General features: G+C 74.5%; 14 protein-coding genes. 8 read left to right on the forward strand and 6 right to left on the reverse strand.

The window, feature by feature from the left end:
• Positions 1 to 2 precede the first annotated feature (2 nt).
• From KUM42_RS01240 to KUM42_RS01265, 6 genes are all read left to right on the forward strand, one after another.
• Positions 3 to 1,346, forward strand: a complete 1,344-nt coding sequence (locus KUM42_RS01240; RefSeq protein WP_237494507.1) for an FAD-binding oxidoreductase — start codon at positions 3 to 5, stop codon at positions 1,344 to 1,346.
• On the forward strand, positions 1,343 to 1,933 hold the full coding sequence (locus tag KUM42_RS01245) for a pyridoxamine 5'-phosphate oxidase family protein (protein ID WP_237494508.1): 591 nt from the start codon (positions 1,343 to 1,345) through the stop codon (positions 1,931 to 1,933). The genes KUM42_RS01240 and KUM42_RS01245 overlap by 4 nt, the downstream gene beginning before the upstream one ends.
• A gap of 49 nt (positions 1,934 to 1,982) precedes the next feature.
• The gene (locus KUM42_RS01250; RefSeq protein ID WP_237494509.1) at positions 1,983 to 2,132 is read left to right on the forward strand and encodes a hypothetical protein; all 150 of its coding nucleotides are present in this window, start codon (positions 1,983 to 1,985) and stop codon (positions 2,130 to 2,132) included.
• A gap of 112 nt (positions 2,133 to 2,244) precedes the next feature.
• Positions 2,245 to 2,916, forward strand: coding sequence for a nicotinamide riboside transporter PnuC (gene pnuC, locus KUM42_RS01255; protein WP_237494510.1), 672 nt, complete (start codon positions 2,245 to 2,247; stop codon positions 2,914 to 2,916).
• A 37-nt stretch (positions 2,917 to 2,953) separates the two neighbouring features.
• Complete coding sequence (locus KUM42_RS01260) at positions 2,954 to 4,060, forward strand: SDR family oxidoreductase (RefSeq protein ID WP_237494511.1); 1,107 nt, start codon at positions 2,954 to 2,956, stop codon at positions 4,058 to 4,060.
• 24 nt (positions 4,061 to 4,084) lie between these two features.
• Positions 4,085 to 5,287, forward strand: coding sequence for a glycoside hydrolase family 3 N-terminal domain-containing protein (locus KUM42_RS01265; RefSeq protein WP_237494512.1), 1,203 nt, complete (start codon positions 4,085 to 4,087; stop codon positions 5,285 to 5,287).
• On the opposite strand, the gene KUM42_RS01270 is transcribed toward KUM42_RS01265, so the two are convergent.
• From KUM42_RS01270 to KUM42_RS01295, 6 genes are all read right to left on the reverse strand, one after another.
• Positions 5,284 to 6,291 carry a sugar phosphate isomerase/epimerase gene (locus KUM42_RS01270; RefSeq protein WP_237494513.1) on the reverse strand — a complete coding sequence of 336 codons (1,008 nt, stop codon included), beginning with the start codon at positions 6,289 to 6,291 and terminating at the stop codon, positions 5,284 to 5,286. The genes KUM42_RS01265 and KUM42_RS01270 overlap by 4 nt on opposite strands.
• Positions 6,291 to 7,478, reverse strand: a complete 1,188-nt coding sequence (locus KUM42_RS01275) for a Gfo/Idh/MocA family protein (RefSeq protein WP_237494514.1) — start codon at positions 7,476 to 7,478, stop codon at positions 6,291 to 6,293. Before KUM42_RS01275 ends, KUM42_RS01270 begins: the two co-directional genes overlap by 1 nt.
• 64 nt (positions 7,479 to 7,542) lie before the next feature.
• Complete coding sequence (locus tag KUM42_RS01280; protein WP_237494515.1) at positions 7,543 to 8,604, reverse strand: substrate-binding domain-containing protein; 1,062 nt, start codon at positions 8,602 to 8,604, stop codon at positions 7,543 to 7,545.
• 130 nt (positions 8,605 to 8,734) lie between these two features.
• Positions 8,735 to 9,916: an ABC transporter permease gene (locus KUM42_RS01285; RefSeq protein WP_237494516.1), complete on the reverse strand. Its 1,182-nt coding sequence runs from the start codon at positions 9,914 to 9,916 to the stop codon at positions 8,735 to 8,737.
• Positions 9,913 to 11,475, reverse strand: a complete 1,563-nt coding sequence (locus tag KUM42_RS01290) for a sugar ABC transporter ATP-binding protein (protein ID WP_237494517.1) — start codon at positions 11,473 to 11,475, stop codon at positions 9,913 to 9,915. Before KUM42_RS01290 ends, KUM42_RS01285 begins: the two co-directional genes overlap by 4 nt.
• A gap of 182 nt (positions 11,476 to 11,657) precedes the next feature.
• Positions 11,658 to 12,848 (reverse strand): ROK family protein, encoded by a 1,191-nt coding sequence (locus KUM42_RS01295; protein ID WP_237494518.1) that lies wholly within the window; start codon positions 12,846 to 12,848, stop codon positions 11,658 to 11,660.
• 202 nt (positions 12,849 to 13,050) lie between these two features.
• On the opposite strand from KUM42_RS01295, the gene ftsH reads away from it, so the two are divergent.
• Positions 13,051 to 14,964 carry an ATP-dependent zinc metalloprotease FtsH gene (gene ftsH, locus KUM42_RS01300; protein WP_237494519.1) on the forward strand — a complete coding sequence of 638 codons (1,914 nt, stop codon included), beginning with the start codon at positions 13,051 to 13,053 and terminating at the stop codon, positions 14,962 to 14,964.
• Positions 14,961 to 15,350, forward strand: a complete 390-nt coding sequence (locus KUM42_RS20085) for a GntR family transcriptional regulator (RefSeq protein ID WP_255557527.1) — start codon at positions 14,961 to 14,963, stop codon at positions 15,348 to 15,350. Before ftsH ends, KUM42_RS20085 begins: the two co-directional genes overlap by 4 nt.
• The last annotated feature ends 30 nt before the right edge of the window (positions 15,351 to 15,380 follow it).

Here is a 15,380-nt window from a genome sequence, read left to right on the forward strand (position 1 = left end):
TCGTGACCCTCACCGTGTCCCCGCCCAGTGCCGCCGCCGTCGCCGAACTGGCCGCCGAGCTCGCCGTCCTGCTGGGTGAGCGCAACGTCTCGGTGGACCTGCGCGCCCGGGAGCGGGCCTCGGTCGACGGGGCCTGGATGAGCCCGATCATCAGCGAGCAGCTGCCCCTGGGGCTGGCCGACCTGGTCGCGTACCCGACCACCGCCGAGCAGATCGGCGAGGTCGTCGCGGCCGCCGTCCGGCACGGGGTGCCGGTCACCCCGCGCGGCAAGGGCACCGGCAACTACGGCCAGGCGATCCCGATGGCCGGCGGGCTGGTGCTGGACATGTCCCGCGCGCGAGCCGTCGTTGAGGTGGGCGACGGCTTCGTCACCGCCGAGGCCGGGGCGCCGATGGTGGCCCTGGAGCGCGCCGCCGGGGCGACCGGCCAGCAGCTGTGGATGTACCCCTCGACCGCGCAGTCCTCGATCGGCGGCTTCCTCTCCGGCGGCTCGGGCGGCACCGGGACGATCGCGCACGGCAGCAACGACGCCGGCTTCGTGCTCGCCCTGGACGTCGTGCACGCCACCGGGTCGCCGGAGCTGGTGCACGTGGAGGGCGAGGAGGCCATGCGGTTCGTGCACAACTACGGCACCGCCGGGGTCATCGCCCGGGCCACGGTGCGCCTGGAGCCCCTGCAGGACTGGCGCGGGGTCTACGCGAGCTTCCCCGACTTCACCGGTGCGCTGTCGGTGCTGCGCGAGATCGGCCGGCTGACCCCGCTCCCCCGGCTGGTCTCCGCCGACACCCCGGAGGTCACCGCCACGCTGCCCGAGGACCCGGCCCTGCCCGAGGGCCGGGCAAGCCTGCGGGTGATCGCCGACGCGGCCACCGTCGACGCCGTCCGGGCGCTGGTCGAGGGCGCCGGCGGCCGGGTGGAGGACGTCCGCGAGGGCGCCCAGGTGCCGCTCGCGCTGAGCGTGCTCAGCTACAACCACCCCATCGAGTGGCTGCAGAAGAGCGCCCCGGGCGTCTACTTCCACGTCGAGGTCGGCGGCGACGCGCTGGTCGAGCGGATCGACGAGGTGCACGCGGTCTACGAGGGCGGGCTGCTGCACATCGAGGCCGGGCACACCGTGCCGATCGGGATGCTCGCCGGGGTCTACCGCAGCCCCGAGCAGGTCTACGCCGGCATCGCCGCGCTCAACGCCATCGGGGTGGGCGTGCACAACCCGCACCAGTGGAACGTCGACTTCCAGCTCGGCCGCACCCTGGAGACCGCCGCGACCACCGACCCGCAGGGCCTGCTCAACCCCGGCAAGCTCAACGCCGACTACGACGGGCCCACCAAGGGCGCCATCAGGTGACCGCCCCCGGCTGGGGCGTGCACGACGACGCCGGTCCGCCCACCGACCCCCTCGACCTGGCCCGCGGCTGGCTGCCCGACGACGCCGACCCCGACCGGCCGCGGGTCACCCTGTCGACGCTGGGCACCGACGGCTACCCCGATGCCCGCACCGTGCTGCTGTCAGCGTTCGACGAGACCGGGTTCGCGTTCCACACCTCGGCGTCCAGCCGCAAGGTCGCCGAGCTGGCCGCGGCGCCGCGGGCCACGCTGACGGTGCTGTGGCCGGACTGGACCCGGCAGCTGGTGGTGCGCGGGGACGTCGTCGCCGACTCCCCGGAGCGGTCGGCGGCGGCGTGGGCCGCGCGGTCGGAGTACCTGCGCCGACTCGCCTGGGCCAACACCGACGACCTGGCCGCACTCGACCTCACCCGGCGGCTGGAAGCGTGGGCGGGCCAGCAGGTGCCCGGCCAGGCCGACTCGTGGGTCGGCTACCGGGTGCAGCCGCTGGAGCTCACCTTCTGGGCCGCGCACCCCGAGGCGCCCAGCCGGCGGGTGCAGTACACCCGCACCCCCGACGGCTGGGCCTGGCGGTACCGGGCCGGCTAGCTGCCCGGGTCGTGCGTGGACGGCGCCCGGCGCGGGCAGGGAGCGGGGCATGACCGACCCCGAGACGCGCCCGTACGAGGACGACCCCGAGCTCGGCGGTTCCCCGCTGAGCGACCGCGACCCCGACGCGGTCGACGACCCCGAGGCCGACGCGGAGGCCGACCTGGACGCCGACGTCGAGGACGGTCACGCGACCTGAGTCCCCCTCGGGAAGATCGTCGGCCCTCCGTGCGCTGACCGGGCCGGACGGGCGGCGCGACCGGCGCCCCCGTCCCGGCACGGCCGTGCCGAGGACCGCGGAGGAACTGACGATGGGCTGGCTGCTCGACGCACACGTGCACGTCCTGGGTGCCGACATCCTGTGGCGGGAGATCATCGGCAACGTCATCGGGCTGGCCAGCGCCGTGCTCGGCATGGGCCGGCGGACGGCGGCCTGGCCGGTCGGCATGGTGGCCAACGTGCTGCTGTTCACCGTCTTCCTCGGCGGCGTGTTCGCCACCCCGCAGGACACCGACCTGTACGGCCAGGCCGGCCGCCAGGTGCTGTTCTTCCTGGTGAGCGCCTACGGCTGGTGGCGGTGGCACGCCAACCGCGCCGCGGGCTCCGACGCCCCCGCCGTTCAGCCGCGCTGGGCCACCGGCCGGGAGCGGCTCACGCTGCTGGCGGCCACCGCCGTCGGCATCGCGGTGGCCTGGCTGGTGCTGCGCCAGCTGGGCAGCTTCGGCCCGCTCGCCGACGCCTGGATCTTCGTCGGCAGCATGCTCGCCACCTACGGCATGGCCCGTGGGTACGTGGAGTTCTGGCTGGTCTGGGTGGCCGTCGACGTCGTCGGCGTCCCGCTGCTGCTGCGCGCCGGCTACTACCCCTCGGCGCTGCTCTACGTCGTCTATGGCGCCTTCTGCGTCGTCGGCTTCCGGGCCTGGCTGGCGCTGCGCCGCACGCCCCAGGTGACCACCGACCCGCAGCTGGAGACGATCGGCTGACGGGAACACCGGCCGGCGGGGGTGTGCTGCCCCTCGGGTGAGCACATCCACCGCCGTCCCCCCGCCCTCCCCCGACGCGCACGCGCTCGTCGTCGGTGCCAGCGGCATCACCGGCACCGCGCTGGTCGACCGGCTGACCGCCGGCGGTTGGCAGGTCTCGGGCCTGTCCCGCTCCCCCGTGCCCGGCTCGCCTGCGCAGCACGTGTCGGCCGACCTCCGCTCGCCGGAGTCGCTGACCGCGGCACTGGGCGACCTGCGGCCCACCCACGTGTTCTTCGCCGCCTGGTCGCGGCAGGCCACCGAGGCCGAGAACATCGTCGTCAACCGGGCGATGGTCGCCGACCTGCTGGCCGCGCTGGCCCCCGGCCGCAGCGTGCGGCACGTCGCGCTGGTCACCGGGCTCAAGCACTACCTCGGCCCCTTCGAGGCCTACGCGCAGGGCGAGATGCCCGACACCCCGTTCACCGAGGACGCCGAGCGGCTGCCGGTGCCGAACTTCTACTACGACCAGGAGGACGCGCTCTTCGAGGCGGCCGCGGCCGGTGGGTTCACCTGGTCGGTGCACCGCTCGCACACCGTGATCGGGCACGCGGTGGGCAACGCGATGAACATGGGGCTGACCCTGGCCGCCCAGGCCGCCATCTGCCGGGCGGACGGGCGGCCGTTCGTCTTCCCCGGCTCCCAGACCCAGTGGAACGGCCTGGTCGACATGACCGACGCCGGGCTGCTCGCCGACCACATGGTCTGGGCCGCCACCAGCCCGGCCGGTGCCGACGAGGCGTTCAACGTGGTCAACGGCGACGTCTTCCGGTGGCGCACGATGTGGCCCCGACTGGCCGCCGCGCTGGGCGTCGAGCCCGAGGGCCCCACGCAGACGCCGCAGCCGCTGGAGCAGCAGATGGCCGGCGCCGAGCCGGTGTGGGCGCAGGTCGTGGCCGAGCACGGCCTGGTCGAGCCGGACCTGTCGCGGGTCGCGTCCTGGTGGCACACCGACTCCGACCTGGGCCGCGACATCGAGGTGCTGGCCGACATGTCCAAGAGCCGGCTGGCCGGGTTCACCGGCTACGTGCGCACCTCGGACGCGTTCCTGCGGCTGTTCGACCGCTACCGCGCCGACCGCGTGGTGCCGCAGCTGCTTGCCTGACCCCCGGTCGGGCACAGTGACGCCGTGGCCCGCCGTCTGCTCCCGCTGGTCGTGCTGACGGCGGCGCTGCTGGCGGGCTGCGGCTCCGCCCCGGTCGCGCAGCCTGCGCCCGGCCCGACCAGCGCCGCACCCGGTCCTGCACCGTCGTCCACGCCCACCCCGGCACCGTCCCGGACCGCCACCACCACGCCGGTGGACCCGGTGGCGCAGGCGGTCGCCGGGCTGGACCGCCGCGCGCAGGTGGCCCAGCTGTTCGTCGTCGGTGTCCCGGCTGACGACCCGGACCAGGCCGAGGCGCTGGTGCGGGACACCGGGGTGGGTGGGGTCTTCCTCCGCGGCCGCAGCTCGGCCGGCGCCGCGGCGCTGGCCGAGGCGACCGGGAGCTGGGCGGCGGTCACGTCCGGCCCGCGGCCGTGGGTGGCCGCCGACCAGGAGGGCGGCCAGGTGCAGACCCTGTCCGGCCCGGGGTTCCCGGCGCTGCCGCCGGCGGCGGAGCAGGGGCGGCTCGCCCCCGCGGCGCTGGCCGACCTGGCCGACGGCCTCGGGTCCTCGCTGGCCTCCGCCGGGGTCGACCTGGACCTGGCGCCGGTCGCCGACGTCGTGCCGGCCGGGACCGAGGAGGGCAACGCCCCGATCGGGCACTTCGACCGGCAGTACGGCAGCACCGCCGAGCAGGTGCGGGCGGCGGTCGGGCCGGTGCTGCGCGGGCTGGACGCGCACGGGGTGACCGGCACGCTCAAGCACTTCCCGGGCCTGGGCCGGGTCACCGCCAACACCGACACCACCGCGCGGGTCGTGGACGACGTGACCACCGCCGACGACCCGCAGGTGCGGCTGTTCGGCGAGCTCGCCGGCGCCGCCGAGCAGCCGTTCGTGATGATGTCGACCGCGGTCTACACCCGGCTCGACGGCTCGGCTCCCGCGGCGTTCTCCCGAGCCGTGGTCACCGGCCTGCTCCGGGAGCAGCTCGGCTTCGACGGCGTCGTCATCTCCGACGACCTGGCCACCGCCGAGGCCGTGCAGGACGTCTCCCCCGGGCAGCGGGCGGTGCGGTTCCTGGCCGCCGGCGGCACGCTGGTGCTGGTCAACCGGACCGACCCGGCGCAGCAGATGATCGACGCCGTGCTGGCCGAGGACGCGGCCGACCCGGGCTTCGCGGCCACGGTGGACGACGCTGTCCGTACCGCGCTGACCGCCAAGGCCCGGGCCGGCCTGCTCCCCGGCTAGTTGCCGCTGGCGAACGCCGAGTCGAAGGACGCCGACGGCGGGTCGAAGGCCAGCCGGCGCACGAACTCCAGCGCCTCGGGCGCCCCGACCAGCCGGTCCATCCCGGCGTCCTCCCACTCCACCGAGATCGGCCCGGCGTAGCCGATGGTGTTCAGCATCCGGAAGCACGCCTCCCACGGGACGTCGCCGTGGCCGGTGGAGACGAAGTCCCAGCCGCGCCGCGGGTCGGCCCAGGGCAGGTGCGAGCCCATCCGGCCGTTGCGCCCGTTGCCGACCTGGCGCTTCGCGTCCTTGCAGTCGACGTGGTAGATCCGGTCCCTGAAGTCCCAGAGGAACCCGACCGGGTCCAGGTCCTGCCAGACGAAGTGCGACGGGTCCCAGTTGAGCCCGAACGCCTCCCGGTGCCCGATGGCCTCCAGCGTGCGCACCGTCGTCCAGTAGTCGTAGGCGATCTCGCTGGGGTGCACCTCATGGGCGAACTTCACGCCCACCTCGTCGAACACGTCCAGGACGGGGTTCCAGCGGTCGGCGAAGTCGGCGTAGCCGGCCTCGATCATCGAGTCCGGGACCGGCGGGAACATCGCCACCGTCTTCCAGATCGCCGACCCGGTGAAGCCGACGACGACGTCGACGCCGAGTGCCCGCGCCGCCCGCGCGGTCGCCTTCATCTCCTCCGCCGCGCGCTGCCGCACGCCCTCGGGGTCGCCGTCGCCCCACACCCGGGGGTGCACCATGCCGCGGTGCCGCTCGTCGATCGGGTCGTCGCAGACCGCCTGGCCGTTGAGGTGGTTGGAGATGGCGAACACCTGCAGGCCGTGCTGCTCGAGCAGGTCGAGCCGGCCCTTGGCGTAGGCGTCGTCCTCGGCGGCGCGGACGACGTCGAGGTGGTCGCCCCAGCAGGCGATCTCCAGGCCGTCGTAGCCCCAGCCCGAGGCGAGCCGGCACACCTCCTCGAAGGGCAGGTCGGCCCACTGGCCGGTGAACAGGGTGACGGGGCGTGGCATCAGTTCTCCCTCGTGATGGCGGTCCAGGTGGAGCGGTCGGCGGCGCTGCGCTCGACGGCGTCCAGCACGCGCTGCACGTCCAGGCCGTCGGCGAACGACGGCGTCGGCTGCTCCCCGGCCGCGAGTGCGGTCACCAGGTCCACGACCTGGTGGGTGAAGCCGTGCTCGTAGCCCAGCCCGTGCCCGGCGGGCCACCACGCGGCGACGTAGGGGTGCTCGGGCTCGGTGACCACGATCCGGCGGAAGCCCGCGGTCTCCGCCGGCTCGGCGCCGTCGAAGAAGTGCAGGACGTTCATGTCCTCGAAGTCGAACGCCAGGCTGCCGGCCGAGCCGTTGACCTCGATCCGGATCGCGTTCTTGCGGCCCAGGGCGAACCGCGTGGCCTCGAAGGTCGCCAGCGCACCGCCGGAGAAGCGTCCGAGGAAGACCGCGGCGTCGTCGACGGTGACCTCGCCCATGCCCTCGCCACCGACGCCCCCTAGCGCGCCAGTGCTGGCCGGCAGCGGCCGCTTGCGGACGAAGGTCTCCAGGACGGCGCTGACGCCGGTGAGCGCCTCGCCGGTGATGAACTGGGTGAGGTCGACGATGTGCGCGCCGATGTCGCCGAGCGCGCCGGAGCCGGCCCGCTCCTTCTCCAGCCGCCACGACATCGGGGCGGCGGGGTCGGCGATCCAGTCCTGCAGGTACTGCGCGCGCACGTGCCGCACCGTCCCGATCCGGCCCTCGGCGACGAGCCGGCGGGCCAGGGCGATCGCCGGCACCCGCCGGTAGGTGAACCCGACCATGGCCAGCACCCCGGACGCCGCGGCCTCCGTGGCGGCCGCGGTCATCGCCTCGGCCTCGGCGACGGAGTTGGCCAGCGGCTTCTCGCACAGCACGTGCTTGCCGGCCCGCAGGGCGGCGATGGCGATCTCGGCGTGGCTGTCGCCGGGGGTGCAGATGTCGACCAGGTCGACGTCGTCGCGCTCCACGACCCGGCGCCAGTCGGTCTCGGTGTCGGCCCAGCCCAGCCGGTCGGCGGCCGAGGCGACACCGGCGGCGTCCCGGCCGCCCAGGACGGTGAGCTCGGGCCGCAGCGGGAGGTCGAAGAAGCGGGGCGCGGTGCGCCACGCCTGGGAGTGGGCCACGCCCATGAAGGCGTAGCCGATCATGCCGACGCGCAGCGGCGGCCGGGAAGCTGAGGTCATCAGGTGGCTCCAGGGAGAGGGGCCGGGCACCGCGGGATGCCCCCCGCGGTGCCCGGCCGGCCGATCAGGACTCGAAGGCCGAGCCGAGGTACTGGTCGACGTTGTCCGCGGTGACGACCGGGGCGTTGAGCACGATCTGCTTCGGGATCTCGACCTCGGACAGGTCAGACAGCGACTTGCCCTGGCCCAGGAGACGGGCCAGCCGCACACCGTCGGCGGCCTGGGTCGAGGGGTAGATGACCGTGGCCTTCAGCACCGAGTCCCCGGCCTTGATGCTGCGCATGGCGTTGGCCGAGCCGGCGCCGCCGACCATGAAGAACTCGTTGCGGCCGGCGTTGTTGATCGCGGCCAGGACGCCGACGCCCTGGTCGTCGTCGTGGTTCCAGATGGCGTCGATCTTCGGGGCGGCCTGCAGCAGGTTCGAGGCCGCCTCCTCACCGGACTCCACGGTGAACTCCGCGGCGACGCGGTTGTTGACCTTCAGCCCGCAGTCGGCCAGCGCGTCGGCGAAGCCCTTGCTGCGGTCCTGGGTCAGCGGCAGCGAGTCGATGCCGGCGATCTCGGCGACCACCGAGTCGGGCTTGCCGCCCAGCTGGGAGCACACGTAGGTGCCGGCCGAGACGCCCATGCCGTAGTTGTCGCCCAGCACGGTGGCGCGGGCGGCGAAGGGGCTGTCGAACTCGCGGTCGACGTTGATGACCGGGATGCCGGCCTCCATCGCCTTCAGCGCGACCGGGGTGAGCGCCGCACCGTCGAAGGGCAGCAGCACGATCGCGTCGACCTTGTCGTTGATGAACGTCTCGACCTGGCTGATCTGCGTGCTGACGTCGTTGGTGCCCTCGGCGACCTGCAGGTCGACGTCGGGGTACTTCTCCGCCGCCGCCCGGGCGGCGTTGGTGATGCCGGACATCCAGCCGTGGTCGGCCGCCGGGGCGGAGAAGCCGATGGTCACCTTGTCGCCGGCGTCGTCGTTGGCGCTGACCGCGCCACCGGCGGCCGCGCCGCTGGCCGCGGCCGGGGCGTCGGGGGTGTTGCTGGTGCACCCGGTCACGAGCGCGGTCGCGCCGGCCAGGCAGACGGTGGTGGTCAACAGGCGCCGGAACGGGCGCTGCCGCGTTGCAGACATCGTTCTCTCCTCGGATCGAGCCGACCTGGGCAGTCCAGGTGCCGGCGGGGGACGGACGGGTGCTCCACCCGGCCCGGCGACGGCCGGCGGGGGGTCGTGCGGGTCCGCGCCCGGGCGGGCGCGGACCGGATCAGGGGGTGGCGACGGGGCCGCCGGGGCGGTCACCGGCCGGGCCGCCTGCGGTCCCCGACCCGCCGGACACCGCGCCGGCCGGGCCACCGGGGGCGGCCGCACCACCGGCCGGCGTCGTCGACCGCGGCGGACGCAGCCGGAACCCGCCCGTCGCCAGCCGCTGCTGCAGCAGGACGGCGGCCACGATGATCACGCCGCGGGCCACGGCCTGGGCCGAGCTGGACAGGTTGTTGAGCGTGAAGACGTTGCCCAGCGTGGTGAAGATGATGACGCCGAGCACGGTGCCGACGATGGTGCCGCGGCCACCGATGAGCAGCGTGCCGCCGATGACGACCGCGGCGATGGCGTCCAGCTCGTAGAGGTTGCCGTGCGTGGCGCTGCCGGTCGTGGTGCGGGCCATGATCAGCACCGCGGCGATGCCGCAGCAGAAGCCGGAGAGCGCGTACAGGAGCACCGTGTGCCGCTGCACGCGGATGCCGGCCAGCCGCGCGGCCTCGGCGTTGCCCCCGACGGCGAACGTGCGCCGGCCGAAGGTGGTGCGGTTGAGCAGCACCCACCCGGCGACGGCGACCAGCGCGAAGACGATCACCAGCGTGGGCACCCCGAGCACGTCGCCGGAGAAGAACCGGATGAAGCTCTGGTCCTGGACGATCTGGGTGCGCCGGTCGGAGATGATCTCGGCCAGGCCGCGGGCCGCGGCGAGCATGGCCAGGGTCGCGATGAAGGCGGCGAGCTTGCCGTAGGCGATCACGACGCCGTTGACCAGCCCGGCGATGGTGCCCACCAGCAGCGCGCTGCCCACCATCACGATCCAGTGGGTGTCGGCGGCCATCTGCTGGGTGGCCAGAGTGCTCGCCCACACCGAGGACAGCGCCACCAGCGCGCCGACGGAGAGGTCGATGCCGCCGCCGATGATCACGAAGGTCATCCCGATGCTGACGACCCCGATGACCGAGGCCAGCCGGAGGATCGTCAGCACGTTGTCGATGTCGGCGAACCGGTCGCCGGCGGTCACGATGCCGGCGATGCACAGCAGGACCAGGGCGATGACCAGCCCCATGTTGCGCCCGACCGAGCCGGCCATCAGCCGGTGGCCGGCACCGCCGCCGGAGCCCGGGCGGGCCGCCGTCCCGCCCGCGGTCGCCCCGGCCGGGGCCTTGGTCGTCGTCGTTCCGCTCATGCCGCGTCCCCTTCTCGTGCGGCGCCCGCCGTGGGCTCCGTCCTGTGCTGCCCTGCTCCTTGCATCACGAGGTCGAGCACCCGGTGCTCGTCGAGCGCGTCGGCCGGGGCGCTGGCCACGACCGCGCCGTCGGCCACCACCAGCACGTGGTCGGCCAGCCCCAGCACCTCGGGGATCTCGCTGGAGACCATGACGACGGCGACCCCTCGGTCGGCGAGCGCCCGGATGAGCGCGTAGATCTCCGACCGGGCGCCCACGTCGACGCCCCGGGTCGGCTCGTCCAGCAGCAGCACCCGGCAGTCGCGCAGCAGCCAGCGGGCGAGCACGACCTTCTGCTGGTTGCCCCCGGACAGCACGCGCACCTCGCGCTCGACGTCGACCGGGCGCAGGTCCAGGGACTCGGCCTGGTCCCGCGCCGCCTGCTTCTCCGCCCCACCGGAGAGGAAGCCGCCGCGGGCGAAGCGCCGCAGCGAGGAGAGCGTGATGTTGCGGTAGATCGGCTCGCCGAGCAGGAGCCCCTGGCTCTTGCGCTCCTCCGGCGCCAGTCCCATCCCGGCGCCGACGGCGGCCGCCACGTCACCGGGCCGCAGCCGGCGACCGCCCACCTGGACGGTGCCGGCGGTCGCGCGGCGGGCGCCGTAGACGGTCTCCAGGATCTCCGAGCGGCCCGAGCCGACGAGCCCGGCCAGGCCGAGGACCTCCCCGGGCCGGACGGTGAAGGACACCCCGTCGAAGCTGCCGGCCAGCCCGAGGTGCTCGACCTCCAGCAGCGGGGCGACCGTCGGGTCGGGCAGCTCGCGGCGGGGCGGGAAGACGTACTCGATCGAGCGGCCGGTCATCAGCGTGATCACCTCGCGGGTGGAGGTGCCGGCCGCCGGCAGCCCGGTGGCGACGGTGCGGCCGTCCTTGAGCACGGTGATCCGGTCACCGACCTCACGGATCTCCTCCAGCCGGTGGGAGATGTAGACGACGGCGACGCCGCTGGCGGTGAGGTCGCGGATGACGGCGAAGAGGTGGTCGACCTCCTCGCTGTCCAGGACCGCGGAGGGCTCGTCCATGACGATCAGCCGGGCGTCCTGGGACAGCGCGCGGGCCATGCTGACCATCTGCTGCGACGCGGCCGACAGCGACCCGACCTCGTCGGTGGGCCGGATCTCGGGGTGCCCGAGCCGGGTGAGCAGCGCGGCGGCGGCGCGGTTGGCCTCGGCCGGGCGGGTGATCCCCAGGTGGGAGCGCTCGCGGCCGAGGAAGACGTTGTCGGCGACGGTGAGCCCGGCGACCAGGTCCAGCTCCTGGTAGATGGTCGCGATGCCCAGCGACATGGCCGCCTGGGGGTCGCCGAGGGTGACCGGGGCGCCGTCCCAGGTGATCTGGCCCTGGTCGGGCTGGTGCGCGCCGGCCAGGACCTTGATCAGCGTCGACTTGCCGGCGCCGTTCTGGCCGAGCAGGCAGTGCACCTCACCGGGGCGGACGTCGAGGTCCACGCCGTCGAGGGCGCGGACGCCCGGGAACTGCTTGACGATGCCGTGCATCGTCAGCAGTGGTGCTGTCGGGTCCACTGGGCCAGCTCCTGACTTTTGCTCATCGTTGAACAGAAGTGCGTCAGGGCGGACCATATGTCCCAGCTCACATCCGGGTCAAGGACGTCGTGCAGCGTTGCCGGATCGTGATGCGGGCGCGACGGGGCCGCCCGTCGCCCCGGCGGGCGGCAGGCGGAGCAGGACGTCGGTGGGTGCCGGCGTCAGCGGGCGGTGCGCCGGCCCGGGTCGTCGGCGCGGGAGGAGCTCACGGCGTCCTCGTCGAGGTAGCCCTCGATGGCCATCAGCGCGGCACCCAGCCGGCCGGACAGCGCCGGGGCGTCGCTCACGGTGATCTCCAGCGCCCGGGCCGCCAGCGGCAGCGACCGTCCGTAGACGGCCTCGCGGATGCCGGCCAGCAGCGGGGCACCGGCCTGGGCGACACCACCGGTCATCACGATCCGGTGCGGGTTGAAGAAGTTGACCAGCGCGGCCAGCACCGTGCCGATGGTGCGGCCGGCGTCGCGCACCAGCTCCAGCGTCGGGCCGTCACCGTGCCGCGCCAGCTCCAGCAGCTCACGGGTGGTGGTCACCGGCAGCCCGGCGGCGACGGCCGCGCGCAGCAGCGCCCCGCCGCCGGCGATGGCCTCCAGGCAGTTCTCGTTGCCGCAGCGGCAGACGACCGGGTGCCCGTTCGGGGGCGGCACCGAGATGTGCCCGATGTCGCCGGCACTGCCCTGGGCCCCGCGGTAGACCTGGCCGTCGACGATGATCCCGCAGCCGATGCCGGTGCCGACCTTGACGACCAGCACGTCCTCGTCGGAGCCGGCGATGCCCATCTCGCCCAGCGCCATGACGTTGACGTCGTTGTCGGCGTAGACCGGGCAGTCGTAGCGGGCGAAGGCGGTGGGGATCGGGAAGTCGTGCCAGCCGGGCATGATCGGCGGGTGCACCGGGCGGCCGGTGGAGAACTCCACCGGCCCGGGCACGCCGATGCCCACCGCGCACACGTCGGCCGGGGTGAGCCTGGCCTCGGTGAGCACCTGCTGGGCGAGCCGGTCGACCTCGGCCAGCACCGCCTCCGGCCCGTCGGCGATGTCGATCGGGTGGCCCACGGTGGCCAGCACCTGCGCCGACAGGTCGGTCACCGCGACGTCGACGCTGGTGACGCCCAGGTCGACGGCCAGCACGCAGCCGGCCCCGCCGTTGAACTCCAGCAGCGTCGGCGGGCGGCCGCCGGTGCTGCCCCCGCGCCCGCCCTCGGCCAGCAGGTTCGCCGCGATGAGCTGGTCGACCCGGGCGGTGACGGTGTTGCGCGAGGCGCCGGTGAGGGCCACCAGCTCCGCCCGGCTGCGGGCCCGGCCGGTGCGCACGTGACGCAGCAGCGCGCTCGCAGAGGCAGAGGGGTGCGCCACGCCGCCATGCTCCCACGCACCCGGCCCGCGCACCCGGCCCCGACGTCCGTGGGCCTCCCGCGAGGGCGACCTCCGGCGTACAGCTGACGTCCAGGCGACGTGGAGATACTGGGGCGCGGACGACGATCCGCGACCGAAGGACCACGATGACCCCACGCTCCACCGCCCCGCGCACCGCGCGACCCCGACGCGGGACGCACGCGTGACCGTCAACGCCCGCTCCGGGCTCCCCAAGGACCGTCCCGCCGCGCCGGCCCCGCCGCCGCCGCCGGGCTGGCGCCGCTGGCTGGTGCCGGTCGGTGTGCTGATCACGCTCGTGCTGCTGTTCCTGCCCGGCATGGGCCGCGGACCGGCCCAGGTCGACTACGGCGACCTGGCCCAGCAGGTGGCCGCCAAGCAGGTCGACACCCTGCGGCTGACCGCCGACGGCACGATCACCGGCACGTACGCGTCCTCCTTCGACGGCGGCGAGGACTTCGTCTCGCACTACCCGACCGGGCTGCAGGGCGTCGACGACACCTTCCTGTCCCAGGTGCGCGACCCCTCCGTCGTCCCGCACTTCCAGGCGACCGGGGCGACCGGGTCGTGGCTGGGCACGCTGCTGGCGCTGCTGCCCTTCCTGCTGTTCCTCGGCTTCTTCCTCTACATCGGCCGCGCCGCCCGCAAGGGCATGGCCGGCGGCCTGGGTGGCATCCCGGGCGTGGGCCGGTCGAAGGCGAAGGTCATCGACGCCGTCCGACCGGACACCACGTTCGCCGACGTCGCCGGCTACGAGGGCGTCAAGCGCGACGTGACCGAGGTCGTGGACTTCCTGCGGCACGCGGAGAAGTACGCCGCGGCCGGTGCGGTCGCCCCGCGCGGGGTGCTGATGGCCGGCCCGCCCGGCACCGGCAAGACGTTGCTGGCCCGTGCGGTGGCCGGGGAGGCCGAGGTGCCGTTCTTCTCCATGACCGGCTCGGGCTTCGTGGAGATGTTCGTCGGCGTGGGTGCTGCCCGGGTGCGCGACCTGTTCGCCGAGGCCCGCAAGCGGGCGCCCGCGATCATCTTCATCGACGAGATCGACGCGATCGGCCAGCGCCGCGGCTCGGGCATGGCCAGCAACGACGAGCGCGAGCAGACGCTCAACCAGCTGCTGGCCGAGATGGACGGCTTCGACCCGGCCACCGGCATCGTGGTGATGGCCGCGACCAACCGGCCCGAGACGCTGGACGCCGCACTCCTGCGCCCGGGCCGGTTCGACCGGCAGGTGACCGTGCCGCTGCCCACCCAGCCCGAGCGCCGGGCGATCCTGGCCGTGCACGCCGCGGGCAAGCACCTGGCCGCCGACGTCGACCTCGACACCGCCGCGCGGGCCACCCCGGGCTTCTCCGGTGCCGACCTGGCGAACCTGATGAACGAGGCGGCGATCGTCGCCGTGCGCGACGACCGCACCCAGCTCACCGCCGCCGATCTCTCCCAGGCCCGCGACCGGATCATCCTGGGCCAGCGGCAGGGGGCCAACTTCCTGCTCGAGTCCGAGAAGCGCAACGTCGCCGTCCACGAGTCCGGGCACGCCCTGGTCGCCGCGCTGTCCCCCGCCGCCGACCCCGTCGACCGGGTGACCATCCTGCCCAGCGGCATGGCGCTCGGGGTGACCGAGCAGATGCCCGAGGAGGAGCGGCACCTGTACTCCGAGGAGCAGATGCTGGCCAGCCTGGCGGTGCGCCTGGGCGGGCGGGGCGCCGAGCTGGTCGTGTTCGGCGAGGGCTCGACCGGCGCCTCCAACGACCTGGCCAGCGCGACCGGCCTGGCCACCCGGATGGTGCGGGAGTTCGGCCTGTCCCCCGCGCTCGGCCCGGTCGGCTACTCCAGCGACTCCCCGCAGTACCTGGGCGGTGAGCAGGTCACGTCCCGCGCCTACAGCGAGGAGACCCAGCGGGTCATCGACACCGAGGTCGCCCGGCTGGTGCGCGAGGCGGAGACCACCGCCGTCGAGCTGCTGCGCAGCCACCGGCCGGCGCTGGAGGCCCTGACCCGCCAGCTGCTGGAGCACGAGACGGTCACCGGGGCCGTCGTCCACGCCATCGCCGCCGGCTCCACCGCCGACGGCGCCACGCGGGCACCCGTCTCGGCATGACGGGCCCACGGGCGCTGGACGTCGGGATCGACCCGGGCAGCACGACGCCGCCGTACGAGCAGATCCGGGCCCAGGTGGCGGCGCTGGTGCACCGCGGGACGCTGGTGCACGGCGACCGGCTGCCGAGCGTGCGGGCGCTGGCCACCGAGCTGGGGGTGGCCGCCGGCACCGTCGCCCGCGCCTACACCGAGCTGGAGACCGACGGGCTGGTGGCGGGCCAGGGCCGGGCCGGCACCCTGGTCACCGGCGTGCCCGGCGACGCCGCGACGCTGCAGCTCCAGGCCGCGGCGAACCGGCTCGTCGCGGCCGCCCGCGCCGATGGCCTCGACGACGCAGCGGTGCGGGCCGCCGTGGAGACCGCACTCGGCGGCACCCCCACGGCCTGACCGTGGGAAGCACGGCGTCGGTCACCGTGT

Source organism: Modestobacter sp. L9-4 (genome assembly GCF_019112525.1).
GTDB lineage: Bacteria > Actinomycetota > Actinomycetes > Mycobacteriales > Geodermatophilaceae > Modestobacter.

What these genes read in the sequence shown, in the direction of transcription:
- KUM42_RS01250 (WP_237494509.1), top strand. Translation starts at nt 1,983, where the DNA reads ATGACCGACCCCGAGACGCGCCCGTACGAGGACGACCCCGAGCTCGGC.
- KUM42_RS20085 (WP_255557527.1), top strand. Translation starts at nt 14,961, where the DNA reads ATGACGGGCCCACGGGCGCTGGACGTCGGGATCGACCCGGGCAGCACG.
- pnuC (WP_237494510.1), top strand. Translation starts at nt 2,245, where the DNA reads ATGGGCTGGCTGCTCGACGCACACGTGCACGTCCTGGGTGCCGACATC.
- KUM42_RS01270 (WP_237494513.1), bottom strand. Translation starts at nt 6,291, where the DNA reads ATGCCACGCCCCGTCACCCTGTTCACCGGCCAGTGGGCCGACCTGCCC.
- KUM42_RS01275 (WP_237494514.1), bottom strand. Translation starts at nt 7,478, where the DNA reads ATGACCTCAGCTTCCCGGCCGCCGCTGCGCGTCGGCATGATCGGCTAC.
- KUM42_RS01285 (WP_237494516.1), bottom strand. Translation starts at nt 9,916, where the DNA reads ATGAGCGGAACGACGACGACCAAGGCCCCGGCCGGGGCGACCGCGGGC.
- KUM42_RS01280 (WP_237494515.1), bottom strand. Translation starts at nt 8,604, where the DNA reads ATGTCTGCAACGCGGCAGCGCCCGTTCCGGCGCCTGTTGACCACCACC.